The organism is Pedobacter borealis DSM 19626 (assembly GCF_000708285.2).
Lineage (GTDB): Bacteria > Bacteroidota > Bacteroidia > Sphingobacteriales > Sphingobacteriaceae > Pedobacter > Pedobacter borealis.
Genome location: NZ_JAUG01000081.1, coordinates 1 through 22995 on the forward strand (window position 1 = coordinate 1; position 22995 = coordinate 22995).

A 22995-nucleotide genomic window follows, 5' to 3' on the forward strand; every position below is an offset into this window, starting at 1 on the left:
TGTGGCGTTTTAATCAAGTTTTCTGTTAAGACGGTCGTCACCCTGAATTTATTTCAGGGTCTTTCACGCTAAAAAGATGCTGAAATAAATTCAGCAGGACGATAAAGCGGGATTAGGCGTAAATAAGATATAATTTTCAGCAAATAATTATCGAACTCAGGTTAGTAAGAAAGAGTGCCCGCTTAAGCATACGATGGAGAAAAAAGAACTCGAAAAAACACACCGGCAAACTTATTTCTGTAAAAAATGCCAAAAACTATATGTCTAGCTAAAAATATTTTTTCGGCTTAAAATTTCCGTTCATAAATATAAACCACTAAATGTTAAGCGTTTAAATTATTGTACAACTTTTATCAAAACAACGAACTATAATCTTAAAGTAAAAGAAATGTTAAACTTTTGGGAATTTTACAAACTGTTCCTATATTTGTCCTTGAGAGCGTTAATTTAGATACGGGTATATGGCTTAGGCTGTATGCCCGTTTTTTGTTTTAGCCGTTGATGCGTGCATTACAACTTTATCCCAGCAGATTCTTAACCACGGCGTATAAGCACTCGGATTAACCGTAATATCCTGTGCCAAGGTCTCCAAATCCATATACTTAAAGCCTTCTACTTCATCGTGATTTATAACTGGTAATTCATCACTCATGCCAAAAAAAACATGATCAACCTCGTGTTCCGTTAACCCATCTTCAAATATTGCCTTGTAGGTAAATTTAAACAGATAATTTAACTCACAGCCCATCCCCATTTCTTCCATCAATCTCCTTTTTGCTGCATGGATATTACTTTCTCCAATCCGAGGATGACTGCAACAGGTATTCGTCCATAAACCTGCAGAATGATATTTGCTCATTGCTCTCTGCTGCAGTAATAGTTCGCGTTTAGAATTAAAAATAAAAACAGAAAAGGCACGGTGCAATACACCTTTCTCGTGCGCTTCCATTTTATCCATCTGTCCTTTCGGCACATCCTCCTCATCAACCAGAATAACTTGTTCTTCCATTTAAATTACATTTAACTTATTACGGATAATAGAACCAAACATCAAACCAACTTTACGCGTGTTCGAAATTCTTATCCTTTCAGTCATAATTTTTTCAGCACTTAAGCGCTTGATCTTAGCAAATAATTTTTTATAATAGATATAAGACAAATATACGCCATTTCTGGATGCTGTGGGCAACTGCTTAATACCAGTTAAGGCCATTGCAAATTCGGCCTCAATTTCTTCTTCGATTTCTTTTTTTTGATGATCGCAAAATAGGGCTAAATTAACATTTGGAAAATAATTCCTGCTAAGTGTTTGATGATCAGCCTTCACATCCCTCAAAAAATTAACCTTCTGAAATGCAGAGCCCAATTTCATAGCGTAAGGCTTCAATTGTTCGTAATCTGCATCGATACCATTGGTAAAAACCTTTAAACACATTAAACCTACCACTTCTGCAGAGCCTAAAATATATTCGTTGTAAAGTTCCGGTGTATATTTTTGCGTAGAAAGATCCATCTCCATACTCCTTAGAAAAAGAACAATCAGCTCCTGATCTATTTGGTATTGATTTACAACCCTTTGAAATGAATTTAAAATGGGGTTTAAACTAATGCCCAGGTTAATGGCTTCGAAAGTATCCTCCTTAAATTTTTCTAGTAAAAAATTCTTGTCATAGTGATGGAAACTATCTACAATTTCATCTGCTAAACGTACAAAGCCATAAATGGAGTGTATGGGTTGACGCAGTTCTTTACCAAGAAAGTAAATACCATAAGAAAAGCTGGTACTATACAACTTAGTGGTAAGCCGGCTACAATTGGCAGATAGTTGATCAAAAATTTCTTTCATGTAAAAAAAGGTATTGTATTGTTTTTTCAAATTCATCTAGCGTTTTAAACCAGTTGATGTGATCGATATTGTTTAGTTTACTGATAACTTCACTATTTCCCGCAAGATGGATCTTAGCGGATGAGCATATTTCAGACAATTGATCTATGTATTTTTGTGCGGCAGGTTCCAATCTTGACTTTATCATAAAAAGCAAAACATGACCCACATTTAATGTGGAAAATATCCGCTTAACTGAATCCAACGGAACTTTGCTGCCTAAAAAAATAACTTGATGATGATGCATCCTTAGCATATAACTGGCGAAAAGCAGCCCAATATCATGATCCTCGTCTTCCGGTAAAAAAAGAAGCCAACTTTCGCCAGCATGTCTTGTTAAAGGAAGATTATTGATATGCGTAAATATTTTTTGACGGATAATGTTTGATAAAAAATGCTCGTGTGCAGGGCAAATATCGTCTTTTCGCCACATTAAGCCCAAACGGACCAACAATGGATACATTATTTTCCGATAGCAGTCAGAAAGTCCAAACTGATCAATGCTTTGATCAATTAAATGATTAAATGAGTGCTCATCAAAAGCCAAACCATGCCTAATAAGTTGCGAAACATAATCTGCCTGCTCATCATCAGTGGGATATGAAAACTGTTGGTCGAGAAGTTTATCAATCGCTTCATCAGAAAGGCTGCAGATTTTAGAAATTTTTAAACCGCTTTTATTTAAGCTTACGATGTTTAATAGTCTTCGAAGCTGCTTATCATCATATAAACGCGTATTGCCTTGAGATCGCATCGGACTCAGCGCATTGTACCGCTGCTCCCAGATCCTGATGGTATGAGAATGGATGCCCGAAAGCTGTTCAAGATCTGAAATAGAATAGGTCATTATTTTGTTTAAATATATTCAATAAAATTTAAACAAAAAGAAGAAAAAAAAGTTTTTACTAAAATGCCATAAATATATCGTCTGATATTGCAACGCATCGTAATAATTGAGTCCGCATGAAATACCTGCTAAACACAGTAAATTCTAACTACTGATTAAAGACATAATTAACCGGTTAAAACACCTTTTCTGTAAGCAATACACCTCTTTCACCGTTACCTGTTTCTATGGTATGCACATTTTTATAAGAATGGCTAAAGAAATCGTAGCCATGCTCCCTTTGTTTAATAGCAACTGTACTAAGCGGATAGCTTAAGTTAGTTTGCATGCACTGTAAACTACCGTTAGCCAGTAGCAGAAAATCACAGTCGTAACCTTGCTCCTGTAGTTCAATAACCTTTTTAGTAATAGACACGTTTAATCTATTGGCGGTGCGGATTCTATTTTTCATGGGATATTGTTTTAGGTAATTAGGGATGATTATTTTGGTTATTAAATATATCTATTAATAATTACGATTCAAAATACAATATATTGTTATACAAGTAATTAAATAAATTTGTTTTATTCTTTTTGTAAAAACCTTATCATCGGTTTTCGCTGATCATCTCTCTTGCATAAAAAAACATATACGTATCATATTTACTACAAAAACCAACTAAACATCGTTGCAGGCCTAAAATAATTTCTTTATTTAAAAAGCAACCTATAATTTCGTTTAACCTTAAAACACGCCTAATGAAATTAACATGTATCGTAATTGATGACGACATTCACGCCGTCAACGGTATAAAATCATATATCAATCATCTTGCAAACATCCATTTAATAAACTCTTATACAGATCCGTTACAGGCGTTAAACGAAATTACTGCAGGAGATCATGTTGACATTATTTTCATAGATGTTGATATGCCTATGATCTCGGGATTAGAATTATCTAAAGCAATAAGGCATAAAACAGACAAATTAATTTTCACCACTTCGCATTCTAAATATGCCTATGAAGCTTTTGAAATGAATGCAAGCGCTTATTTATTAAAACCATACACCTTTGCCCGTTTTGCGGAGACCATTAACAGATTATTTCCCCTTAGCCCCAGCTTACCGAATGTTAGTATTAAAAAAGAGGATGATTATTTCTTTGTAAGAAATAAAAATGAGAAGAACAATTTGATTAAGGTAAGGTATACGGATATCGTTGCGATAGAAAGCCTGCAAAACTATGTCCGGATTTTTACCCTAAACGAAACCATTGTGTCATACATTGCATTATCAGAGATAAAAATCATTTTAAAAGACTATCAGAATTTTGCCCAGGCACACCGCTCATTTATTATTGCTAAAAACTACATTGAGAAAGTAGAGGGCAGTACCCTAAAAATGATCAATGATTTAACCATCAACATTGGAAATAATTACCGGGAGAACATACAGGATTACATAAAAGAGAAAACGATTAAAACTAACCGCTCTTAAACTAATTTTTTAGTATTTTCGTTATCTAAACAATTAAACGCTTATGGTTTTATTGTTCAGCATATATAGCCGTTCCTCAATCAACTAGCCAATGACGCTTATCGCTAAAAAAAACAAATTACACAAAATTTCAGCCTGGTTTTCTGACAAAAAACTTCATATTTTAGGGTGGACGATATTCATATTTTACGAGGCCATCATCATCGGCATCTTTGTTGGCAGATTCTCTACACTGAGCACTTATGTTATTTTTTATAGCTTAAACATCGCTACATTTTATTTCCACGCGCATATAGTTTTGGCTTTTGCCCTGAAAAAAATCAATGAAAGATGGTGGAAATTACCCCTGTTTATTTTACTCGAACTGGGCGCTTATTTAATATTAACGGTTTGTTTAGATTATATCGTAATTAATTATACAGATTATAATGGTCCTATTAAACTGATATTTAATGCAGCTTTTTTTGCTGGACCGATTTACCGGGCCATATACTTTATGTGCTTCGCTACCAGTTATTATTTTCTCCTTAATTTTCTCGAAGAACGGAAAAAGATTGAAGACCTGGAAAAACAACGGTTAAATAACATTATCCAAATAGCTAAATCAGAAAATGCCTTTTTAAAGGCACAGATACAGCCTCATCTGTTATTTAATACTTTAGATTTTATTTATCAAAACGCTAAAGATTCTTCTCCGGTTGCTGCAGAAGCCATTCATTCCCTTGCAGAGATGATGCGCTATTCGGTTGACGGCAATCAGGATAAAGAATTTATTTTGCTTGATGAGGAGATTAATCAGGTAGAAAACCTCATCAACCTGCACCAGCTCCGTAAAGATCACCAGGTGCAGCTCCGTTTTTGGTACGATGATGAAATTCGTAATGTTAAAATCATTCCTTTAGTATTAACCACTTTGGTAGAAAATATATTTAAACATGGCGAACTGCTTACGCCAGCACATCCTGCCGAAGTGAATTTGAGCATCAAAAATCATCAACTTATAATAGAAACTTCAAACTTAATAAAAGCAATTAAAGATAACTCAGGCTTAAGTTCCGGATTGGAAAACATAAAGAAGCGTTTAGCTTACAGTTATGGCAAAAATGCTGAATTCAGCTACTTTACTGATTCAGACCAGTTTTTCAAAGTAATGCTGGTTATTAAAATCAAATAAGAAAACCTGCTTTAATAACTTTAGTTTAAAATTTCAAATTACACAATAATTTCAAATGAAAAGCTGATTTTCCTTGCCGAATACATAAAAATCCGTTTCGAATGTGTTTTTTTTTCATTTTAATGGTTGAAATTGTAATTTGCATCAACTAAACCTATAAAAAATGTCAATAAGTTGCATCGCTATTGATGACGACCCTCATTCCCTAGAGAGCTTAATAGCATATATGGAGAAACTGCCTGATTTAAGGCTTATCCAAACTTTTACTGAACCGCTCCAAGCCCTGGCAGAAATATCGGTATCTAATCCTGTCGACATTATTTTTATGGATGTCGAAATGCCTTCACTTTCCGGAATCGAACTGGCAACCCTATTAAGACAAAAAACAAAACACCTGGTTTTTACTACGGCGCACCCACGGTATGCCATTGATGCTTTTAAAGTTGATGCGGATGCTTATTTGCTTAAGCCCTACTCTATTTTACATTTTACGAAAACAATAAACAACCTCTATCCAACTGGAAAAAAAGAACAACATCCTTTTTCCATTTTCGACGATCATTTCTTTTACATCCCTTTACAAGGAGAAAATGCTGATTTGGTAAGAATAGATCTGAATGAATTGATTGCCATAGAAGAGATGGGGGAAGATATTCAATTTAAAACTACAAAAAATGCTTTTCTAAGTTCAAAATCTAATTTTACCAAGACTTTGAAAATGTTAAAAAAGCATTCGGCATTTATCCAGATTAACCCTACTGTTGTTATTGCAAAACAGCATATCAAAAGTGTACTCGGTAATAAAATATTGCTTTCCGGCGAAACATCTTTTACTGTTACAGGCACATATATAGAACTTTTCGCAAATTTTATCAAAAACAATTTACTTCAGGAAAAGCCCCGTCCAGGCACCATAATATAGTCTTTAATAGGTTCGGACATCAGCATCGGATCAATTTTAACGCATAATCAAAACATTACATCTAAAACTTTGTATTAGGATAATCTATTTTATTATTAATTGATTTATCTGTTTTGAAAAGAGTGTTGGTTGTGGATGATGATCCAGATGTATTAGAAGTTTTCCAGGATGTATTAGAAACCGAACATTATAAAGTTTATCCGTTACTATCGCCACGACATATTTTTAAAACAATAAGAGATTTTAGTCCCGATCTGATAATTCTAGATATTATGTTAAATGGGATGGATGGGCGTGCTGTGTTTAAAGAGTTAAGGTTAAATCCCGAAACAACGCGCATCCCTGTTATTATGGCATCGGCCAGGTATGATGAAAACTATATCACATCGCAACAATACCATCCCGACGATTATTTAGAAAAACCCTTTAATATGGCAGATTTGCTCCAAAAAGTAAGTGCTTTAACCGAAAACTAAAAAACAGATATGAAATTAAAATTACTATTATCTCTTCTGTTGTTACGTGCAACAGTATCAACCAAAGTAAAAGCACAAAGCAGACCAGATAAACTCTATTCCATGAGTGGAATTGGCTTTGCATTCCCAATGGGCGAAACTTCGGATTATTTTAAGCCGAAATTTTCAACATCATTAGGTTTAAACTTGGGTTTGGGTAAAGGTGGTTTGTTCTTATACCCTAAAGCAAGTTTACATGCTTTTACTTTTAACCAGATAACGCCAGATGCGGGCTACACCTATACCTTACAAAAAGGCAGGGCAACCACCTACTTGCTAAATGTTGCTTTAGGGTACCGTAAAATTGTAAACAAATGGGCTTTTTATGGTTTTGCAGGTGCTGGTGGCGGTTTTATTCTTACGCCTCAGGCTAGCGTGAATACCACAACCCTGCAGGTTACCCAAGATAATAAATCAAATGGTTTGGGTATTGCCGAAGGTGGGGCCGGTATTGAATATAATATTGGAGGTGCCAATTTATTTGTCGAGGCCAGTTACATGTATGGCTTTAGTAAAATCCAGAACAGGGCTTTTAACACTGTACCGATTTCTATAGGCATCAAACCTAATTGAAGCAAGCTATTAAGTAAACTTTAAATATTTACATACAAAATACCAGAGCGGTTACGTTATATACATAACCGTTTTTTTATGCTAAAGAAATAATCAAAATTATTTTAATACTAATTATTTTAGCATAGATTTGTATTTCAAATTAATTTAATGTTATACGCAGTTGTAGATATCGAAACCACTGGTGGTCATGCCTCAGCAAATGGTATTACCGAGGTTGCCATTAACATCCATGATGGCAATGAAATAGTTGAATCTTACACTACCCTAATTAATCCGAAGCAGCCTATACCCGTTTACATTACGGCGCTTACAGGTATTGATGATAACATGTTGTTGGATGCGCCAACTTTTGATGATGTTGCTTTACAGATTTATCAGTTATTAAACGATAAGGTTTTTGTGGCGCACAATGTAAACTTCGATTATTCCTTTTTGAAGCATCATTTGGCAGCTGCAGGATATGATTTACAATGCAAAAAGCTGTGTACGGTAAGATTGAGCAGAAAACTAATTCCTGGCAAATCTTCATATAGTTTAGGAAAACTTTGTACAGCCTTGCAAATCCCGATTCAAAACCGACACCGGGCAGCGGGAGATGCAGATGCGACCAGTATCCTATTCAATTTATTGCTAGAAAATGATCAGGAAGGCATAATTGCGGAAATGCTGAAGAAAACATCGAAAGAGCAGGTTTTACCGCCGCACTTAGATAAAGCTTCTATCATGAGGTTACCTCATCAACCTGGTGTATATTATTTTAAGGATAGTAAAGGCAAGATTATTTATGTTGGAAAAGCAAAAGACCTTAAGAAACGCGTAACCAGCCATTTTACAGGCAATACACCTAACCGGCAACGCCAGGATTTTTTACGCACTATTCATCATGTAGACCATGTAATTTGTGGTACCGAACTGATGGCCTTAATTTTAGAAGCCAATGAAATTAAACGCCTTTGGCCTGAAAACAACCGGGCAATGAAGCGTTATGAGCATAAATATGATTTATATGTTTTCGAGGATCAAAACGGCTATTTGCGCTTAGCGATAGATAAACATAAAAAAAACAATAACGCCCTCCAGAGTTTTAACAGCTTATTGGAAGGTTATAATTTCTTAAACCAACTTGTTGATAAATACCAGCTTTGTGCTAAGCTCTGTTACCTGCAAAAAACGGCCACTAAATGTTATGCACACGAAAATGGGCAATGTTTTGGTGCCTGCAGCGGAATAGAAACTGTAAGTGTTTATAATAAAAAATTAAACACAGCATTGGCCGATATCCAGAAACAACAACCAAGTTTCGCATTGGTGGATGAGGGTAGAAAAGACAACGAGTTTAGCTGTTTGGTTGTAGAGAATGGAAAATTTTATGGAATGGGCTACTTCACCGATAAGAACTATCTTGCTGACGGTCTGGCGCCAATCAAAAATGATCTTTCTATCTATCAGTCCAACAGTTATATCTTAAATTTAATTCTGAACTACGCGGAACAACACCCACAGAAATTGTATAAATTGTAACGTTTAACTACACGCCATGGATTCATCAATATTTATAGCTCATTGCCTATCTTTTGATGAAGTTATTGAATTGCCACATTTCGAAAAAACTTCCTTCCGGGTAAATAAAAAGATCTTTGCTATGCTAAATACCCAGAAAAAGCAGGCAACATTTAAATTATCAGCAATTGATCAGTCTGTTTTCTGTGATTTTGATCGGAACAGCATATGGCCAGCTAGCGGGGCTTGGGGCAAACAAGGTTGGACAATTTTTGACCTAACAGCATTAACAGCCGAAATGCTTATCGACGCACTTACACTTTCTTATTGCAATGTAGCCTCAAAGAACCTTTCAGAAAAGTACAAAGCTTAAGTACAATTCTTAACATTATGAGCTGAAATGCCCTTAAATGCCGTACATGGCAAGAATTAGTACAATAACTTCACTAACCGGTTAAGCCTATAAGATTATAAAACCTAGGCTAATAACCTGAGTTCGATAATTATTAGCTGAAAATCATATCTTATACACGCCTAATCCAGCTTTATCGTCCTGCTGAATTTATTTCAGCATCTTTTTAGCGTGAAAGACCCTGAAATAAATTCAGGGTGACGACCGCCTTAACTGAAAACTTGATTAAAACGTCACAAAAAAAATGAGATTTAATAATCGAACTCAGGTTAATAAAGTACTATGCTTTACAAGGCGCAATATTGCCGCAATTCTTTAACCATATAAGGAATGGAAGAAAATATAAGCTAATCACGATAACCTAAATTGTCTCAAACAGCCCAGTTAATTTTCTTTTTTAGCAAGGGCAACGCTATAGCTGCTTACCTATCTTTACTTACATCAAATATAAAACGTTATGATAAAATCACTTTGGATAAACCTTCCGGTAAAGGACATTAACAAGTCAAAAACATTCTTCACGCAGCTCAGTTTTACGCTTAACCTCCAGTATGGCACCCGCGAAGATTCGGCGTGCTTTTTAGTAGGAGAAAGTAATTTAGCGATTATGCTTTTTGAAGAGGCTTTGTACGAAGGTTTTGCAGGAACCAGTATTGCCGATAAACGTAATGGCGGTGAAGTATTATTCTCTTTTGACGCAGAAAGTCCGGAAGAAGTAGATGATCTGGCGGAAAAAGTTGTAGCTGCCGGTGGTACACTTTATGGCGAGCCCGGTTACAAAGACGGCTGGATGTATGGCTGTGGTTTTGTTGACCTGGATGGACAAAGATGGAGTATTCTTTATATGGATATGAATAAAATGCCCTTGGGTTAATTTTTATCATTTAAAAAACAAACTAAAATTTGCGTAAGCAATTACTTACACTTATATTTGTAAGCAATTACTTACGCAATTAATTTTATGAGAAGAGACGTATTTCAAGCCATTGCAGATCCTACCCGAAGAGAAATCATTAATCTGATTGCGCATAACACCTTAAATCTAAATGCAATTGCCGAAAATTTCGACATGAGCCGACCTGCCATTTCACAGCACATTAAAGTTTTAACAGAATGCGGTTTAGTAGAAATTACCCAACAAGGCCGTGACCGGTACTGTAACATACAATTTCAAAAATTAGCAGAAGTATCAAAATGGGTAGAACAATACCGTATTTTTTGGACGAGCAAATTAGATGCTTTAGAAATACACTTATCAAAAGACACTAAATCAAAATAAAGATGGAAAACGAACCAGTTATTGTAGAACGGGTGTATAACGCCCCTATCGAAAAAGTTTGGAAAGCTTTAACCGATAACAATGAAATTAAACAGTGGTATTTTCAATTGGAAAACTTTAAACCCGAAGTAGGCTTTAAGTTTGAGTTTTCTGGTGGACCGGATGATGGTCCTCAATATTTACATCTCTGCGAAATAACAGAAATTGTTGAGGGCAGGAAACTCGTCTACACCTGGCGTTATGACGGTTATCCGGGTAACTCTGTTGTAAGCTGGGAGTTATTTGAGCAAGGCGAGCAAACAAGGCTGAAATTAACACATAGTGGTATAGAAAGCTTTGCTGAAAACGGCCCTGACTTTGCCAAAACAAGTTTCAATGGCGGCTGGACTTATTTCGTTAATGATGCGCTTAAAAATTATCTGGAGCAAGGAGCGTAATTTTACTCGTTCGTCATTCTGAATTCACAGTGAAGAGGTTGTATCATAAATATAGATTTGTCATCCTGAGCCTGTTAAAGGGCCTGTTAAATACGCTTTACAGTAAAGTCAGGTGTTACCACCTGACTTAGCATATATCTAAAAGATTTGATGAAGTGTAAGATGGCAACATCTTACACCACAGATAAGAATTATCTGGAACAAGGAGCATAATTTTACTCTTTCGCCATTCTGAATTTATAGTGAAGTCAGGTGTTACCACCTGACTTAGCATATATATAAAAGAGTTGAAGTGTAAGATGGTAACATCTTACAGCACAGACACGTAAAGGTCTTCGACTCCGCTCAGACTGACAAGCGCCTTAAACTAAGTTATAATTACTGGTCGTAGCATCTCGCTACGACCTAAAAACACCTATATTTCTTCTAAAGCCGATTTTATGGCTGCATAAATATAATCGAGATCTTCATCGCTGATGACATATGGTGGGAGGATATAGATAATATTGCCCAATGGCCTCAATATAATTCCCTTATCTAAAAAGTATGCATACAATAAATTACGCAGATTACTTAAATAAGAGGTTTCATTGCCAGTCTCCCACTCAATTGCAATAATTGTTCCCGTTTGCCTGATGGCTTTAACTTTAGCATGCGTTTTAATTTCTTCAAGAAAAACAGCATGTTTGGCCTCTACCCGCTTAATATTCTGAAGTGTTTCACTTTTTAACAAAATATCCAAACTCGCCAAAGAAGCTACACAGGCAATCGGATTTGCCGTAAAAGAGTGTCCGTGGTAAAGTGTTTTTAATTTATCGTCGCTTAAGAATGCTTCAAAAATCTCATTCGTACAGGTGGTTACCCCTAATGGCATCGTTCCACCGGTTAAACCTTTGCTTAAACAAATAATATCAGGCTTGTTAGTTAATTTCTCGCAAGCGAAGTAAGTTCCTGTTCTACCGAAACCCGTCATCACTTCATCGGCAATGGTTAAAATTGCTGTGTCTTTACAGGCAGATAAAAGTTGATCCAAATATTTAGCTTCGTACATCAACATCCCGCCCGATCCTAGAATGAGTGGTTCGAAGATAAAACAAGCGGTATCTTTAAGATTCGAGATATGAGATGTGAGATATGAGATGTTATTTTCGTTTGGCAGATCGATAAACTCGACATCGAACAGTAGACTATTAAAAGCATCGGTAAAAATACTGCGGCCGCTAACAGACATTGCACCAAACGTATCGCCATGATAGGCGTTTTTAAAAGCTAAAATCCTCGTTTTTGATCTGCCCTTATTATCCCAGTACTGCAGGCACATTTTTAACGCTACTTCTACCGCTGTTGATCCGTTATCCGTATAAAAAACTTTATCTTGTTTGCCAGGTAATATGGGTAAAAGCCTTTCTGCAAGTAATACAGCGGGCTCGTGCGTAAAACCTGCAAAAATCACGTGTTCAAGCACATTGAGCTGTTCGGCTACTTTTTGTGCAATATAAGGGTGTGAATGACCATGAATATTCACCCACCAGGATGAAACCGCATCGATATACCGTTTGCCATCCTCATCAAAAACGTACACCCCTTCTCCCCTAACAATCGGGATATGAGGTAGTGCATTTTTCATTTGGGTATAGGGATGCCAGATTACCTTTTGATCGCGTTCAGTTAAATTGAGCTGGGAATCTGGAGTATGGCGTTTGGACGAATCGGGCATCATGATTATAATTTAACTGAATATTGATTTTTTAAAAGCTGGCCTACGGTTTTATCTGTCTTAAAGGTGATATCTTCTATACTTAAATTTTCAATTTTCACCCACCTAAAAGCCTGAAGAATTTCACCTTCTCCGTCGAAATCGTAAATGGTATCTTTAAAAGCCAATTGCAAAGGCGCTTTTTCTCTAACAATATAATACACGCTAATCACCTGGCTATCGTTAAATGATGATTTCTCAAAAAAATCTGTGGTATAAAAATGAGATAATACTTCAATTTCAGCACCACACTCTTCCACAAACTCACGTTTTAATCCATCGATTAATCCTTCGCCAAGTTCTAAACCACCACCCGGAAACTTACTGAAACGAAAGCTATATTCTTCCTCATCACTTACCAAAACCTCATTATTCTGGTTAATTAACAATCCATAGACCCTAACATTAAAGTAGCTCATTTTCGAAATGTTTTTTATTTTTGATTACTATTTCTGGCGTCCATACAATTTCCTTTTTAAAGGCCTCTGCCCTTACCGGACATTCACTCATATGGCAATAATGGCAACATTCAGGCAAGCATGGGTCTGCATGAATAAAGAGTTCTGCTTTGCGGAAGCCGTTTTTATTGATCAGTTCATCAATCTGCGAGATTTCGCGGTGAACTTTATTTAAGTCAAAATAATAAGGCAATGTTACATGGCAATCGATATGAAATTCAGGGCCATATTGCTGGGTACGCAGATTGTGCACATCAATCCACGGGTTGTGCCTGTTCTTTTGTAAAACATCTACTACTTCTTCAACAAGTGTAAAATCACTTTCATCCATTAATCCACCCACCGAACCACGGGTAAGTTTATAACCAGAATAAACAATGTAAAAGCCTACCAAAAAAGAAAGCAAGCTATCTAGCCAAATAATATTTGTTAGCTGAATTAATATTAAGCCAATAACAATCGCTCCGCTGGTATAAGTATCAGTTAATAAATGTTTGCCATCAGCCTGCAATGTAACCGAATGCTCATCTTTACCTACATTTATGAGGTATAGGCCCACAATCAGATTAATCAAGCCCGTAATACCAATAATTAGTGTTCCGGTTAATAGCTCCCCCACCAAATGAGGATAGATAAGATTGTATGAGGATTTGAAAATAATAACCACTCCTGCAATCAGAATCAATATCCCTTCAACAAAAGCCGAGAAAAACTCGACTTTTCCATGTCCATAAGGATGATTTTCATCGCGGGGTTGCGTGCTTAGGTAAATGCTATAAAAGGCAAAACTCCCTGCTATTACATTTACAATACTCTCTGCTGCGTCTGTTAAGATGGCATTCGATCCCGTAATAAAGTACGCAACAAACTTGGCCAGCATCAGCACCACACTCACCACCAGCGAAATTATTATAGCTTTCTTTTTTACCGACACTAGGATATTTTTTTCAAAAATACGCTTATCGAATAAATTAAATGAGAAAAACTATGTCTTTTTTAGTGCAGAATAATATTTGGTTTATATATTTGCGCTCAAAGTAATTAACCATGAACACCTTATCCAAAAGAATCAACAGTCTATCTGAATCTGCAACCCTTAAAATGACCAAACTTGGCCGCGAATTAGCGTCTAAGGGCATTAACATCATTAGTTTAAGCGTTGGTGAACCCGATTTCAATACACCCGACCACGTAAAAAATGCGGCTAAAAAGGCATTAGACGAAAATTACACACGTTATTCACCGGTACCGGGCTATCCAGACCTGCGCCAGGCAATCGTAAACAAGCTAAAAACAGAAAACAACCTGGATTATGATATTTCTCAGATCGTGGTTTCAACAGGTGCAAAACAATCTTTATCGAATGTTATTTTAACTTTGATTGATCCGGATGATGAGGTAATCATCCCAACGCCTTACTGGGTTTCTTACTCAGAAATGGTAACCCTTGCAGAAGGAAAATCTGTTTTTATCGATACCGACATTGAAAGTGATTTCAAAATCACGCCTGCGCAATTAGAAGCAGCCATTACGCCGAAATCGAAATTATTCATGTTTTCTTCGCCATGTAACCCAACAGGTTCGGTTTACAGCAAAGAAGAATTAGCAGCGCTGGTTGCCGTTTTCGAAAAACATCCTAATATCTACATCTTATCTGATGAGATTTATGAGCATATTAACTTTGTTGATAAACATGAGTCTATTGCTCAATTCGACAGCATTAAAGACCGTGTAATCATTGTTAACGGTTTCTCTAAGGCTTTCGCCATGACAGGCTGGAGATTAGGTTATATTGCCGCTAATAAAGAAATTGCAGCAGCTAACGATAAATTACAGGGACAAACCACTTCTGGAACCTGTTCTATTGCGCAAAGAGCAGGAATTGTTGCTTACGAGCAAGGTTTAGCCAGTGTTTTAGAAATGAAAGAAGCATTTTTGCGCCGTAGAGAATTGGTTTACAATTTATTAAACGAAATCCCAGGTGTAAAAACAAATCTTCCTGATGGTGCTTTCTACTTTTTTCCAGAAATCAGTTCGTTCTTCGGTAAAAAAGATGCCGACGGAAATGTAATTAAAGATTCTTCAGACCTGGCTTTATATTTATTAAACGTTGGTCACGTAGCAACCGTTGGTGGCGATTCGTTTGGTAACAACAACTACATCCGTTTATCTTATGCAGCATCTGACGAAAGTTTGGTTGAAGCATTAAGAAGAATTAAAGAAGCTTTAGGTAAGTTAGCCTAATCAGTTTTCAGTCAACCGTTTGCAGTTAGCAACATCATCATAAAAAACCATGTTAATTAAGTTTAACATGGTTTTTTTTTATTTATATCACCGTTATCTCAAGAAAAAAGGTTCGTCATCTCCTGAAGCTCAGTCCCGAATTTTCGGGAGAGAGATCTATTGCAACAGATTTCTCGACTCCGTTGCACTCCGCTCGAAATGACGATATGGTGTTTGGAAACGAAAGCAAGCATTTCATCGGAGAATCCAGTCCTTCTTTCCGTTACAAGTCCTCGCTGCGCTGTGGGCTTTCCACTGCAATAAGGTTTATCAACTAAGGGCATTGCAACTGAAAACCAGAAACCGTTAACTGCAAATTAACTTCTAATGGCCTCTACCGGGTCTAATCTTGATGCTGAATATGCTGGCCAAAAACCAGAGATAGTGCCGATGACTATTGATATGCCGATACCTAAGGCAATATTGTTCAAGCGCAGTATAATATGAAAATCTGTGGCCGCACCAATGCCCAGGGCGAGCAGAAAGACCAGTAATAAACCCAACAAACCACCTAAAATACAAAGCGAAATCGATTCGAATATGAACTGAAGCAGGATAAAATAGTTTTTTGCACCCAACGATTTTTGAATACCGATAATATTGGTACGTTCCTTAACCGATACGAACATGATATTGGCAATACTGAAACCACCAACCAGGATCGAAAATCCACCAATTACCCAACCGGCAATATTTACCATTTTAAACATCGAATCTAACTGGTTAGAAATAATGGTGGTTTTATTTAGTGCAAAATCTTCTTCCTGGCCGGGTCTGATTCTGTGGATGGAGCGCATTAAACCTTTCAATTCGCTTTCTACTTCTTCTAAATTCACATTATCCTTACCACGAACCGTAATTTGCGGGCCATAACGCTCGCTTTGGATGTCTAAAACACCTTTTGCAAAAGCAATCGGAATATTTACGTTTTTATCAAGAGAGGTGCCTAACATATCTTCTCCTTCTTTTTTAAAAACACCAACAACAGTTAATCTTCTTCCTAAAATCTGTACCTGTTTACCCACTGGCGCACCTCCATCAAAAAGTCCGTCGGCTATATCAGAACCTAAAATACAAACAGGTGAGCCGTTTTTACTTTCATTTTCGGTAAAATACCGACCGTCCTGAAGCTCGAAATTCCAGGTTTTATTAAAATCGTGCGATGCTGCCCATACCGAAATCCCTTCTACTGAGTTACTTCTGTATTTGATCGTCCTATCGTTAGTGGATATTTCGAATGTAACACCTTGTGCATTTTCAATCCTCTCTCGGAGGGCTTCAAAATCGCGTAATGAAGGCTGAGGGCGGTTCATATATTTCCACCAAGGGTAATTATCACCAAAACTCCAAGGCCATTTTTGAATATAAATAGTATTGGAACCCAGTTTATCTACACTGGACTGCAATTTACCGCGAAAGGTATCTACTGCAGAAAATACAGCAATAATGGTAAAAATACCGATTGTTATAGCCAAGAGCGATAACATGGTGCGTAATTTATTCTGGCGCAACGCATCAAATGCAAAACGGAAACTCTCGCCTATTAGCCTAAAGATTATCATAATTAAAGGTTAGATGCAAAGCTTTTCAAAAGGTTACAGCTTATCTTCAAAACTAATTAATTTTATGTCCACAATGCATTAATCGCCCTGTATTATTTGATTTAAAATGATTAAAACATAATATACATAAATTGCGTTTGATAAAATACGGAAAAGAAAAATTAAATTCGTATTTTTGCACCTCAAAAAATTCATCAAGAATGAAATTATCACAATTCAAATTCAACTTACCAGAATCATTAGTAGCCAACAATCCGGCAGAACAGCGCGACGAAGCTCGCCTAATGGTTTTACACAAAGACAGCGGTAAAATTGAACATAAAATTTTTAAAGACGTTTTAGGTTATTTCGATGACAAAGACGTAATGATATTAAATAACACTAAGGTTTTCCCTGCCCGTTTATATGGAAATAAAGAGAAAACCGGTGCAACCATCGAGGTTTTCTTGCTACGTGAATTAAACAAGGAATTACGTTTATGGGATGTTTTGGTAGATCCTGCACGTAAAATCCGCGTAGGTAATAAATTATATTTTGGCGACGACGATTTATTGGTTGCTGAGGTTGTAGATAACACCACATCACGTGGCCGTACCATCCGTTTCCTATTTGAAGGTACCGACGAAGAATTTAGAAAAAACGTTGAAATTTTAGGTGAAACTCCTCTTCCTAAATACATTAAACGTAAAGCTACTGCTGAAGATAAAGAACGTTATCAAACCATTTTTGCAAAGCACGAAGGTGCCGTAGCTGCTCCAACTGCTGGTTTACACTTTAGCCGTGAGTTGATGAAACGTCTTGAACTTAAAGGTATAGAATTTGCAGAAGTAACTTTACACGTTGGTTTAGGAACTTTCAGAACTGTTGAAGTTGAAGACTTAACCAAACACAAAATGGATTCTGAGCAGTTTATCATCGAGCAAAAAGATGCGAACATTGTAAACAAGGCTTTAGAGGAAAAAAGAAAAATCTGCGCGGTAGGTACTACTTCGATGCGTGCTATCGAATCGGCTGTTTCTGCTAACAGAACATTAAAATCGGCTAACGATTGGACCAGTAAGTTTATCTTCCCTCCTTACGATTTCAGTATTGCAAATTCAATGATTACCAATTTCCACACCCCAGAATCTACTTTATTGATGATGGTAAGTGCATTTGGCGGATATGAAAACGTAATGAATGCTTACGAAGTTGCGGTAAAAGAAAAATATAAATTTTACAGCTACGGCGATGCCATGTTAATTATATAAGTTTTGCGGTTGGCGTTTGGCGGTTTTAGCGCTTAACGCCACACCCTAAACGCTCAACTATGAAATACTACGCTATAATTGTAGCAGGCGGTTCTGGCAATCGGATGCAAACGGAAACCCCAAAACAATTTCTACTGCTCAAAAACCTTCCGGTTTTGATGCATACCATAAAAGCTTTTGCACAAAGTGATACCCAACCTAAGATTTTATTGGTTCTAAACAAAGATCAACAAGCTTATTGGACCCGGTTATGCGAAGAATTTAATTTCCACGTACCACACCAGGTTATCGATGGCGGCACGGAGCGTTTTCACTCTGTGAAAAATGCAATCCATGCTATCGGAGAAGAAAGTTATGTCGCCATTCACGATGCCGTTCGTCCACTCGTTTCCAAATCCCTTATCGACAACTGTTTTAATGAAGCTGAGCTACAGGGAAACGTTATTGCAGCCGTACAATCAAGCGATAGCGTACGCTTGCTTAGAGACGATAAAACAACGGCATTAAAACGCGATGAGATCTATTTAGTACAAACGCCGCAAGCCTTTAGCCTTAGCATTCTTAAAGAAGCTTACAACCAAGAGTTCGATGCTCATTTTACAGATGACGCAAGCGTGGTAGAATCTATTGGTTATGAGATTAATATCATCGAAGGAGAAAGAGGAAATATTAAAATTACCTATCCTATTGATCTTGAGCTTGCCGAATTGTTGTTGAAAAATTAAAATATAAAAAGAGGTTGTATCATAAATATAGATTTGTCATCCTGAGCCTGTCGAAGGGCCTGTTAAATACTTTTTAAGGTGTTTCGACAAACTCTCCGTAGGAGTCCTTTGGACAACATGACAGCATTTGAGGTGAAATCGCCTTTATGATACAGCCTATTTTTTAATCCATCCATTTCAAAGCGTTCCCTACTTCTAAATCAATGAATATCGGTGCGATATTTTTTTTTTACGCTGCCCGTCCAATTACTTTAAGCAGAATTGCAATAACTGCGATTACCAATAAAACGTGAATTATATTACCAACGTCTCCGAAGCCGTGAAATACAAATCCGATCACCCAGAGTATTACCAATACTACTGCGACTAAATACAATAAATTTCCCATAGTGTTAATTTTTTTAGTAATGTTATATTATTGGTGTATTAACACTCGGCTTTTCACTTTTGTTTAAAAAATGTAAATTTTATTTCTCCAGGCCTTATTAAACTCTATTAAACAAAAAATGTAAGGCAAAAAAAACCTCCCAGTTTAGCTGGAAGGTTTTTTATAGTTTCTAATGTTTAGTATTCGTCCTCATTAAAGAAGAAATCTTCTTTAGTTGGGTAATCTGGCCAAATTTCCTCAATGGTTTCATAAGGTTCGCCATCATCTTCTAATGCCTGTAAGTTTTCAATTACTTCTACTGGGGCACCAGAGCGGATACCATAATCAATTAATTCGTCTTTAGTTGCAGGCCATGGTGCGTCTTCCAAGTGCGATGCTAATTCTAATGTCCAATACATATCGTCAATTCAATTAAATTCTTGTTCTTATTATTGCGCAAAGTATATTAAAATTTTTGAGCAAAACAAACTTATTTTTCCACTATTAAACCCGCGGAATCCAAATATTTTCTTCCGTCTTAAAATACACGGTCAGTTTTCGTGCCAAAACGAATAAATAATCGCTTAAACGATTCAAATAAACTGTTACACGCTCATCTACAAAGCTATTTTCTGCAAGTTCAACTGTGAGTCGTTCTGCCCTTCTACAAACACATCTAGCAATATGGCAGTAAGAAACGACAGTATTTCCGCCAGGTAAAACAAAATGCTTTAAAGCGGGCAGCTTTTCGTTCATCAGATCCATCTCATTTTCCAACAAGGTAATGTCAGTATCGTGCAGATCGGGGATCTTCATTTTAGATGTTTCAGGGTCTGCTGCAAGCGATGAACCAACAGTAAATAACCTATCCTGAATTTCTTTTAATAGTTTCTGGTCGTGCGCCTCAATATCCTGGCACATAATTAAACCTATGTGCGAATTTAACTCGTCAACAGTTCCGTAGGCTTCGATACGTAAATGATATTTAGGCACACGGGTACCGCCAATGAGTGATGTTTGGCCCTTATCGCCAGTTTTAGTGTAGATTTTCATATTGAAATGGTTTAAGGTGAAAGGTTTAAGGTTTAGGGCTTTCAAAGCCTTATGCCCTACACCTTACGCCATCAACCTCAATTGATTTTCTCCCAATCGCTGCCCGTATCTTTCAAAGCTTGCAAACGTGGAGATACATTTTTTACATCTGTATTTAAATAATCGTTTTCAATCAAACCATCACGCATACGTACAATACGGTGAGCGTGCTGCGCAATGTCCTCCTCGTGCGTAACCAGAATAATGGTATTTCCTTTCCTGTGGATTTCTTCCAGCAGGCCCATTATTTCAATTGATGTTTTGGTATCTAAGTTACCTGTTGGCTCATCGGCCAAAATAATAGATGGATTATTGATCAAAGCCCTGGCTACTGCCACACGCTGACGCTGACCACCAGACAGTTCGTTTGGCTTGTGATCCATACGATTGCCTAAGCCTACATTTTCTAATGCTTTAGCTGCTCTTACATCCCTGTCCTTTTTACTTGTTCCGGCATAAATTAAAGGTAAGGCAACATTATCTAAAGATGTTGAACGTGGCAATAAGTTAAAGGTTTGAAAAACGAAACCGATTTCCTGGTTGCGTACTTCTGCCAAGGCATCATCACTCATGTGACTCACATTGGTTCCATTTAAAACATAGGTTCCGCTTGAAGGTGTATCTAAACAGCCTAAAATATTCATCAGGGTTGATTTACCAGAACCAGACGGGCCCATCAATGCTACGAATTCGCCTTTATTAATATCTAAAGAAACTGATTTTAAAGCGTGAATCACTTCAGATCCAATAACATATTTACGGCCAATTTCTTTGATAGTGATGAGTGGTTTCTCCATGTTTTTTTCTTTTTTAGACAAGCGTAAAGGGTAAGATGTTACAAGAGGGTTAAAAATTACTGCACAAATGCTAATCTTAAAGCTGCTGAATTAATCGGCATGACGATTACGCCATTATTTTTCAATAATTTTTGGTACCATAAAAAATTGGTCGGTATGCTTTGCTGCATTTTTCAAACCATCAGCTGTAGCTATTTCCTGCTTAACCACATCTTCCCTCCAAACATTAACCGATTCGTTCATATAAACCAATGGTTTCACGTTTGAAGTATCCAGTTCATTTAACTTTTCCATGAATGACAAAATTTTGTTCATTTCAGGGATCAGTGTATCGACCTGTTTTTCATCAATATGAATTCTGGCCAGATCGGCTATTTTATGGATGGTTTTTGCGTCTAAATTCATATTTATACTAACTTGCTATCAATCAATCTGTAAACCTTTTCTTTCAATACATCAGAATCAACATCTGTCAAAGTTGATGTATTTATGGGTTTGTGGACGTAAATATCGCAAATTCCTGGCTTACTTCCATACTTTGCTCCATCATCCCAATTAATTTTCCAAACATTGGTAATACTTACAGGTACCAGCGGTATATTTTTATCGATAGCCAGGCGGAACGGACCATTTTTAAATTCACCCAACTTTGGTGGGTAATGGTCGTCTATTTTACCTTCCGGAAAAATAATGAGGCTCATCCCCTTTTCTAGGTTTTCGCCAGCCTTTTTAAATGCTTTAAAAGCCGAAATCTTACTGTCGCGGTTTACAGAAATATCGATGGTTTTAAAAAAAATGCCCAATACGGGATTATTCAACAGTTCATCCTTTCCCATAAAGTGGAATTTACCATGCCCCATGACGCAAAAAATCATAATATCCAGGTTAGAGGTATGGTTTGCACAATAGATGTAAGTTTGTTTGGGATTTAGCTTTTCTTCATATTGATAACGAAAAAAAATGCACGAAAACAGACTGCATAAAAAACTATTGGCTTTTCTGAAAAAATTCAGAATGCTATAATACTTCTCATTACGTGAGGTAATGTAATATATTGGATAGAACAGAGCGAAAAAAAACAGTATCCAGAATAGAAACCATATCCGGTGTACTTGTCTTAGAAGATAAATCATAGATAACCAAAAATATAAAATAGTTTGATATTTCAAACAACTGATTGCATTGGGCTAAGATTATGGTTGTATAATACCAATCACTGGCGAAACCCGTTTTAAAGATCTCTCCTCCAAAGGAGTTCCTTTGGAACACTACGGTCGAGATGACGAAAAAAATAGTGAGATGACGAAAGGTACTTCTCCACGGTTTCGTCCTTGCAAAAACCACTGTTAATAAACCTTATTGAAGTGTAAAGCCCGGAGCACAGCGAGGACTTGCAACGGAAAGAAGGACTACAGCCTCCGATGAAATACCAGCTTTCATTTTCAAATTATGAGGATGCCGCTTTTTTTCGGTGAGACACCAACCACCAGGAAAATAAAAATTTCAGCTTATAGATCTCTCCGCTTCGGTCGAGATGATTGTTATGATAAAAACAAATTTTAAGCAGCTATATTATAGTTATTTTTGTAGCTGGCCTGATTTTTTATAACTGCTGCAACTCTCAATGCTATTTTGTTTCTGACGGCATTAATTATACTCATGCTGTGCTTCCCTTCATC

27 protein-coding genes are annotated in these 22995 nt (G+C 36.7%); 13 read left to right on the forward strand and 14 right to left on the reverse strand.

Annotated elements, in window-relative coordinates:
• Positions 1–466 precede the first annotated feature (466 nt).
• The 4 genes from idi to AW17_RS18235 form a co-directional block, all read right to left on the reverse strand.
• Positions 467–1009, reverse strand: coding sequence for an isopentenyl-diphosphate Delta-isomerase (gene idi, locus AW17_RS18220; protein WP_029278708.1), 543 nt, complete (start codon positions 1007–1009; stop codon positions 467–469).
• Entirely contained in the window at positions 1010–1846 is an 837-nt protein-coding gene (locus AW17_RS18225; protein ID WP_029278709.1) for a phytoene/squalene synthase family protein, read from the reverse strand.
• Positions 1830–2732 carry a MerR family transcriptional regulator gene (locus AW17_RS18230; RefSeq protein ID WP_029278710.1) on the reverse strand — a complete coding sequence of 301 codons (903 nt, stop codon included), beginning with the start codon at positions 2730–2732 and terminating at the stop codon, positions 1830–1832. The genes AW17_RS18225 and AW17_RS18230 overlap by 17 nt, the downstream gene beginning before the upstream one ends.
• A 175-nt stretch (positions 2733–2907) precedes the next feature.
• On the reverse strand, positions 2908–3183 hold the full coding sequence (locus tag AW17_RS18235) for a hypothetical protein (RefSeq protein WP_029278711.1): 276 nt from the start codon (positions 3181–3183) through the stop codon (positions 2908–2910).
• Between the two features lie 287 nt (positions 3184–3470).
• On the opposite strand from AW17_RS18235, the gene AW17_RS18240 reads away from it, so the two are divergent.
• The 10 genes from AW17_RS18240 to AW17_RS18285 all read left to right on the forward strand — a co-directional run bounded on the left by AW17_RS18240 (position 3471) and on the right by AW17_RS18285 (position 11026).
• Positions 3471–4211, forward strand: coding sequence for a LytR/AlgR family response regulator transcription factor (locus tag AW17_RS18240; protein WP_029278712.1), 741 nt, complete (start codon positions 3471–3473; stop codon positions 4209–4211).
• A 91-nt stretch (positions 4212–4302) separates the two neighbouring features.
• On the forward strand, positions 4303–5385 hold the full coding sequence (locus tag AW17_RS18245) for a sensor histidine kinase (RefSeq protein WP_029278713.1): 1083 nt from the start codon (positions 4303–4305) through the stop codon (positions 5383–5385).
• A 163-nt stretch (positions 5386–5548) separates the two neighbouring features.
• Positions 5549–6307 carry a LytR/AlgR family response regulator transcription factor gene (locus tag AW17_RS18250; RefSeq protein WP_083488763.1) on the forward strand — a complete coding sequence of 253 codons (759 nt, stop codon included), beginning with the start codon at positions 5549–5551 and terminating at the stop codon, positions 6305–6307.
• 122 nt (positions 6308–6429) lie between these two features.
• Entirely contained in the window at positions 6430–6783 is a 354-nt protein-coding gene (locus tag AW17_RS18255; protein WP_051691946.1) for a response regulator, read from the forward strand.
• A gap of 9 nt (positions 6784–6792) precedes the next feature.
• Complete coding sequence (locus AW17_RS18260) at positions 6793–7395, forward strand: hypothetical protein (RefSeq protein ID WP_029278716.1); 603 nt, start codon at positions 6793–6795, stop codon at positions 7393–7395.
• Between the two features lie 150 nt (positions 7396–7545).
• Positions 7546–8919: an exonuclease domain-containing protein gene (locus AW17_RS18265; protein WP_029278717.1), complete on the forward strand. Its 1374-nt coding sequence runs from the start codon at positions 7546–7548 to the stop codon at positions 8917–8919.
• Between the two features lie 16 nt (positions 8920–8935).
• Complete coding sequence (locus AW17_RS18270; protein ID WP_029278718.1) at positions 8936–9271, forward strand: MmcQ/YjbR family DNA-binding protein; 336 nt, start codon at positions 8936–8938, stop codon at positions 9269–9271.
• A 496-nt stretch (positions 9272–9767) separates the two neighbouring features.
• Positions 9768–10184: a VOC family protein gene (locus AW17_RS18275; RefSeq protein ID WP_029278719.1), complete on the forward strand. Its 417-nt coding sequence runs from the start codon at positions 9768–9770 to the stop codon at positions 10182–10184.
• Between the two features lie 87 nt (positions 10185–10271).
• Positions 10272–10589, forward strand: coding sequence for an ArsR/SmtB family transcription factor (locus AW17_RS18280; RefSeq protein ID WP_029278720.1), 318 nt, complete (start codon positions 10272–10274; stop codon positions 10587–10589).
• A gap of 2 nt (positions 10590–10591) precedes the next feature.
• Complete coding sequence (locus AW17_RS18285) at positions 10592–11026, forward strand: SRPBCC family protein (RefSeq protein ID WP_029278721.1); 435 nt, start codon at positions 10592–10594, stop codon at positions 11024–11026.
• A 415-nt stretch (positions 11027–11441) separates the two neighbouring features.
• Here AW17_RS18285 and bioA read toward each other — a convergent pair whose 3' ends face one another.
• From bioA to AW17_RS18300, 3 genes are read right to left on the reverse strand one after another with little or no spacing between them, the layout of a single operon-like run.
• Complete coding sequence (gene bioA, locus AW17_RS18290) at positions 11442–12746, reverse strand: adenosylmethionine--8-amino-7-oxononanoate transaminase (RefSeq protein WP_245235098.1); 1305 nt, start codon at positions 12744–12746, stop codon at positions 11442–11444.
• A gap of 2 nt (positions 12747–12748) precedes the next feature.
• Positions 12749–13201, reverse strand: coding sequence for an NUDIX domain-containing protein (locus tag AW17_RS18295; protein WP_029278723.1), 453 nt, complete (start codon positions 13199–13201; stop codon positions 12749–12751).
• Entirely contained in the window at positions 13188–14174 is a 987-nt protein-coding gene (locus AW17_RS18300; RefSeq protein ID WP_029278724.1) for a cation diffusion facilitator family transporter, read from the reverse strand. Before AW17_RS18300 ends, AW17_RS18295 begins: the two co-directional genes overlap by 14 nt.
• Before the next feature lie 113 nt (positions 14175–14287).
• On the opposite strand from AW17_RS18300, the gene AW17_RS18305 reads away from it, so the two are divergent.
• Positions 14288–15484: a pyridoxal phosphate-dependent aminotransferase gene (locus tag AW17_RS18305; RefSeq protein ID WP_029278725.1), complete on the forward strand. Its 1197-nt coding sequence runs from the start codon at positions 14288–14290 to the stop codon at positions 15482–15484.
• A 356-nt stretch (positions 15485–15840) separates the two neighbouring features.
• On the opposite strand, the gene AW17_RS18310 is transcribed toward AW17_RS18305, so the two are convergent.
• Positions 15841–17085 (reverse strand): ABC transporter permease, encoded by a 1245-nt coding sequence (locus AW17_RS18310; protein WP_029278726.1) that lies wholly within the window; start codon positions 17083–17085, stop codon positions 15841–15843.
• 200 nt (positions 17086–17285) lie between these two features.
• Here AW17_RS18310 and queA point away from each other — a divergent pair, with 200 nt between their 5' ends.
• Both queA and AW17_RS18320 read left to right on the forward strand, forming a co-directional pair.
• Positions 17286–18335 carry a tRNA preQ1(34) S-adenosylmethionine ribosyltransferase-isomerase QueA gene (gene queA / locus AW17_RS18315; protein WP_029278727.1) on the forward strand — a complete coding sequence of 350 codons (1050 nt, stop codon included), beginning with the start codon at positions 17286–17288 and terminating at the stop codon, positions 18333–18335.
• A 59-nt stretch (positions 18336–18394) separates the two neighbouring features.
• Entirely contained in the window at positions 18395–19060 is a 666-nt protein-coding gene (locus AW17_RS18320; protein ID WP_029278728.1) for a 2-C-methyl-D-erythritol 4-phosphate cytidylyltransferase, read from the forward strand.
• 229 nt (positions 19061–19289) lie between these two features.
• Here AW17_RS18320 and AW17_RS24280 read toward each other — a convergent pair whose 3' ends face one another.
• From AW17_RS24280 to AW17_RS18345, 6 genes are all read right to left on the reverse strand, one after another.
• On the reverse strand, positions 19290–19448 hold the full coding sequence (locus AW17_RS24280; protein WP_138823867.1) for a lmo0937 family membrane protein: 159 nt from the start codon (positions 19446–19448) through the stop codon (positions 19290–19292).
• Positions 19449–19624: 176 nt separating this feature from the next.
• Positions 19625–19846: a DUF2795 domain-containing protein gene (locus AW17_RS18325; protein ID WP_010603503.1), complete on the reverse strand. Its 222-nt coding sequence runs from the start codon at positions 19844–19846 to the stop codon at positions 19625–19627.
• Positions 19847–19931: 85 nt separating this feature from the next.
• Complete coding sequence (locus AW17_RS18330; protein WP_029278729.1) at positions 19932–20480, reverse strand: cob(I)yrinic acid a,c-diamide adenosyltransferase; 549 nt, start codon at positions 20478–20480, stop codon at positions 19932–19934.
• A gap of 77 nt (positions 20481–20557) precedes the next feature.
• Complete coding sequence (locus AW17_RS18335) at positions 20558–21316, reverse strand: ABC transporter ATP-binding protein (protein ID WP_029278730.1); 759 nt, start codon at positions 21314–21316, stop codon at positions 20558–20560.
• 114 nt (positions 21317–21430) lie between these two features.
• The gene (gene gatC, locus AW17_RS18340) at positions 21431–21721 is read right to left on the reverse strand and encodes an Asp-tRNA(Asn)/Glu-tRNA(Gln) amidotransferase subunit GatC (protein ID WP_029278731.1); all 291 of its coding nucleotides are present in this window, start codon (positions 21719–21721) and stop codon (positions 21431–21433) included.
• Between the two features lie 2 nt (positions 21722–21723).
• Positions 21724–22449 carry a lysophospholipid acyltransferase family protein gene (locus AW17_RS18345; RefSeq protein WP_029278732.1) on the reverse strand — a complete coding sequence of 242 codons (726 nt, stop codon included), beginning with the start codon at positions 22447–22449 and terminating at the stop codon, positions 21724–21726.
• Positions 22450–22995: the final 546 nt, after the last annotated feature.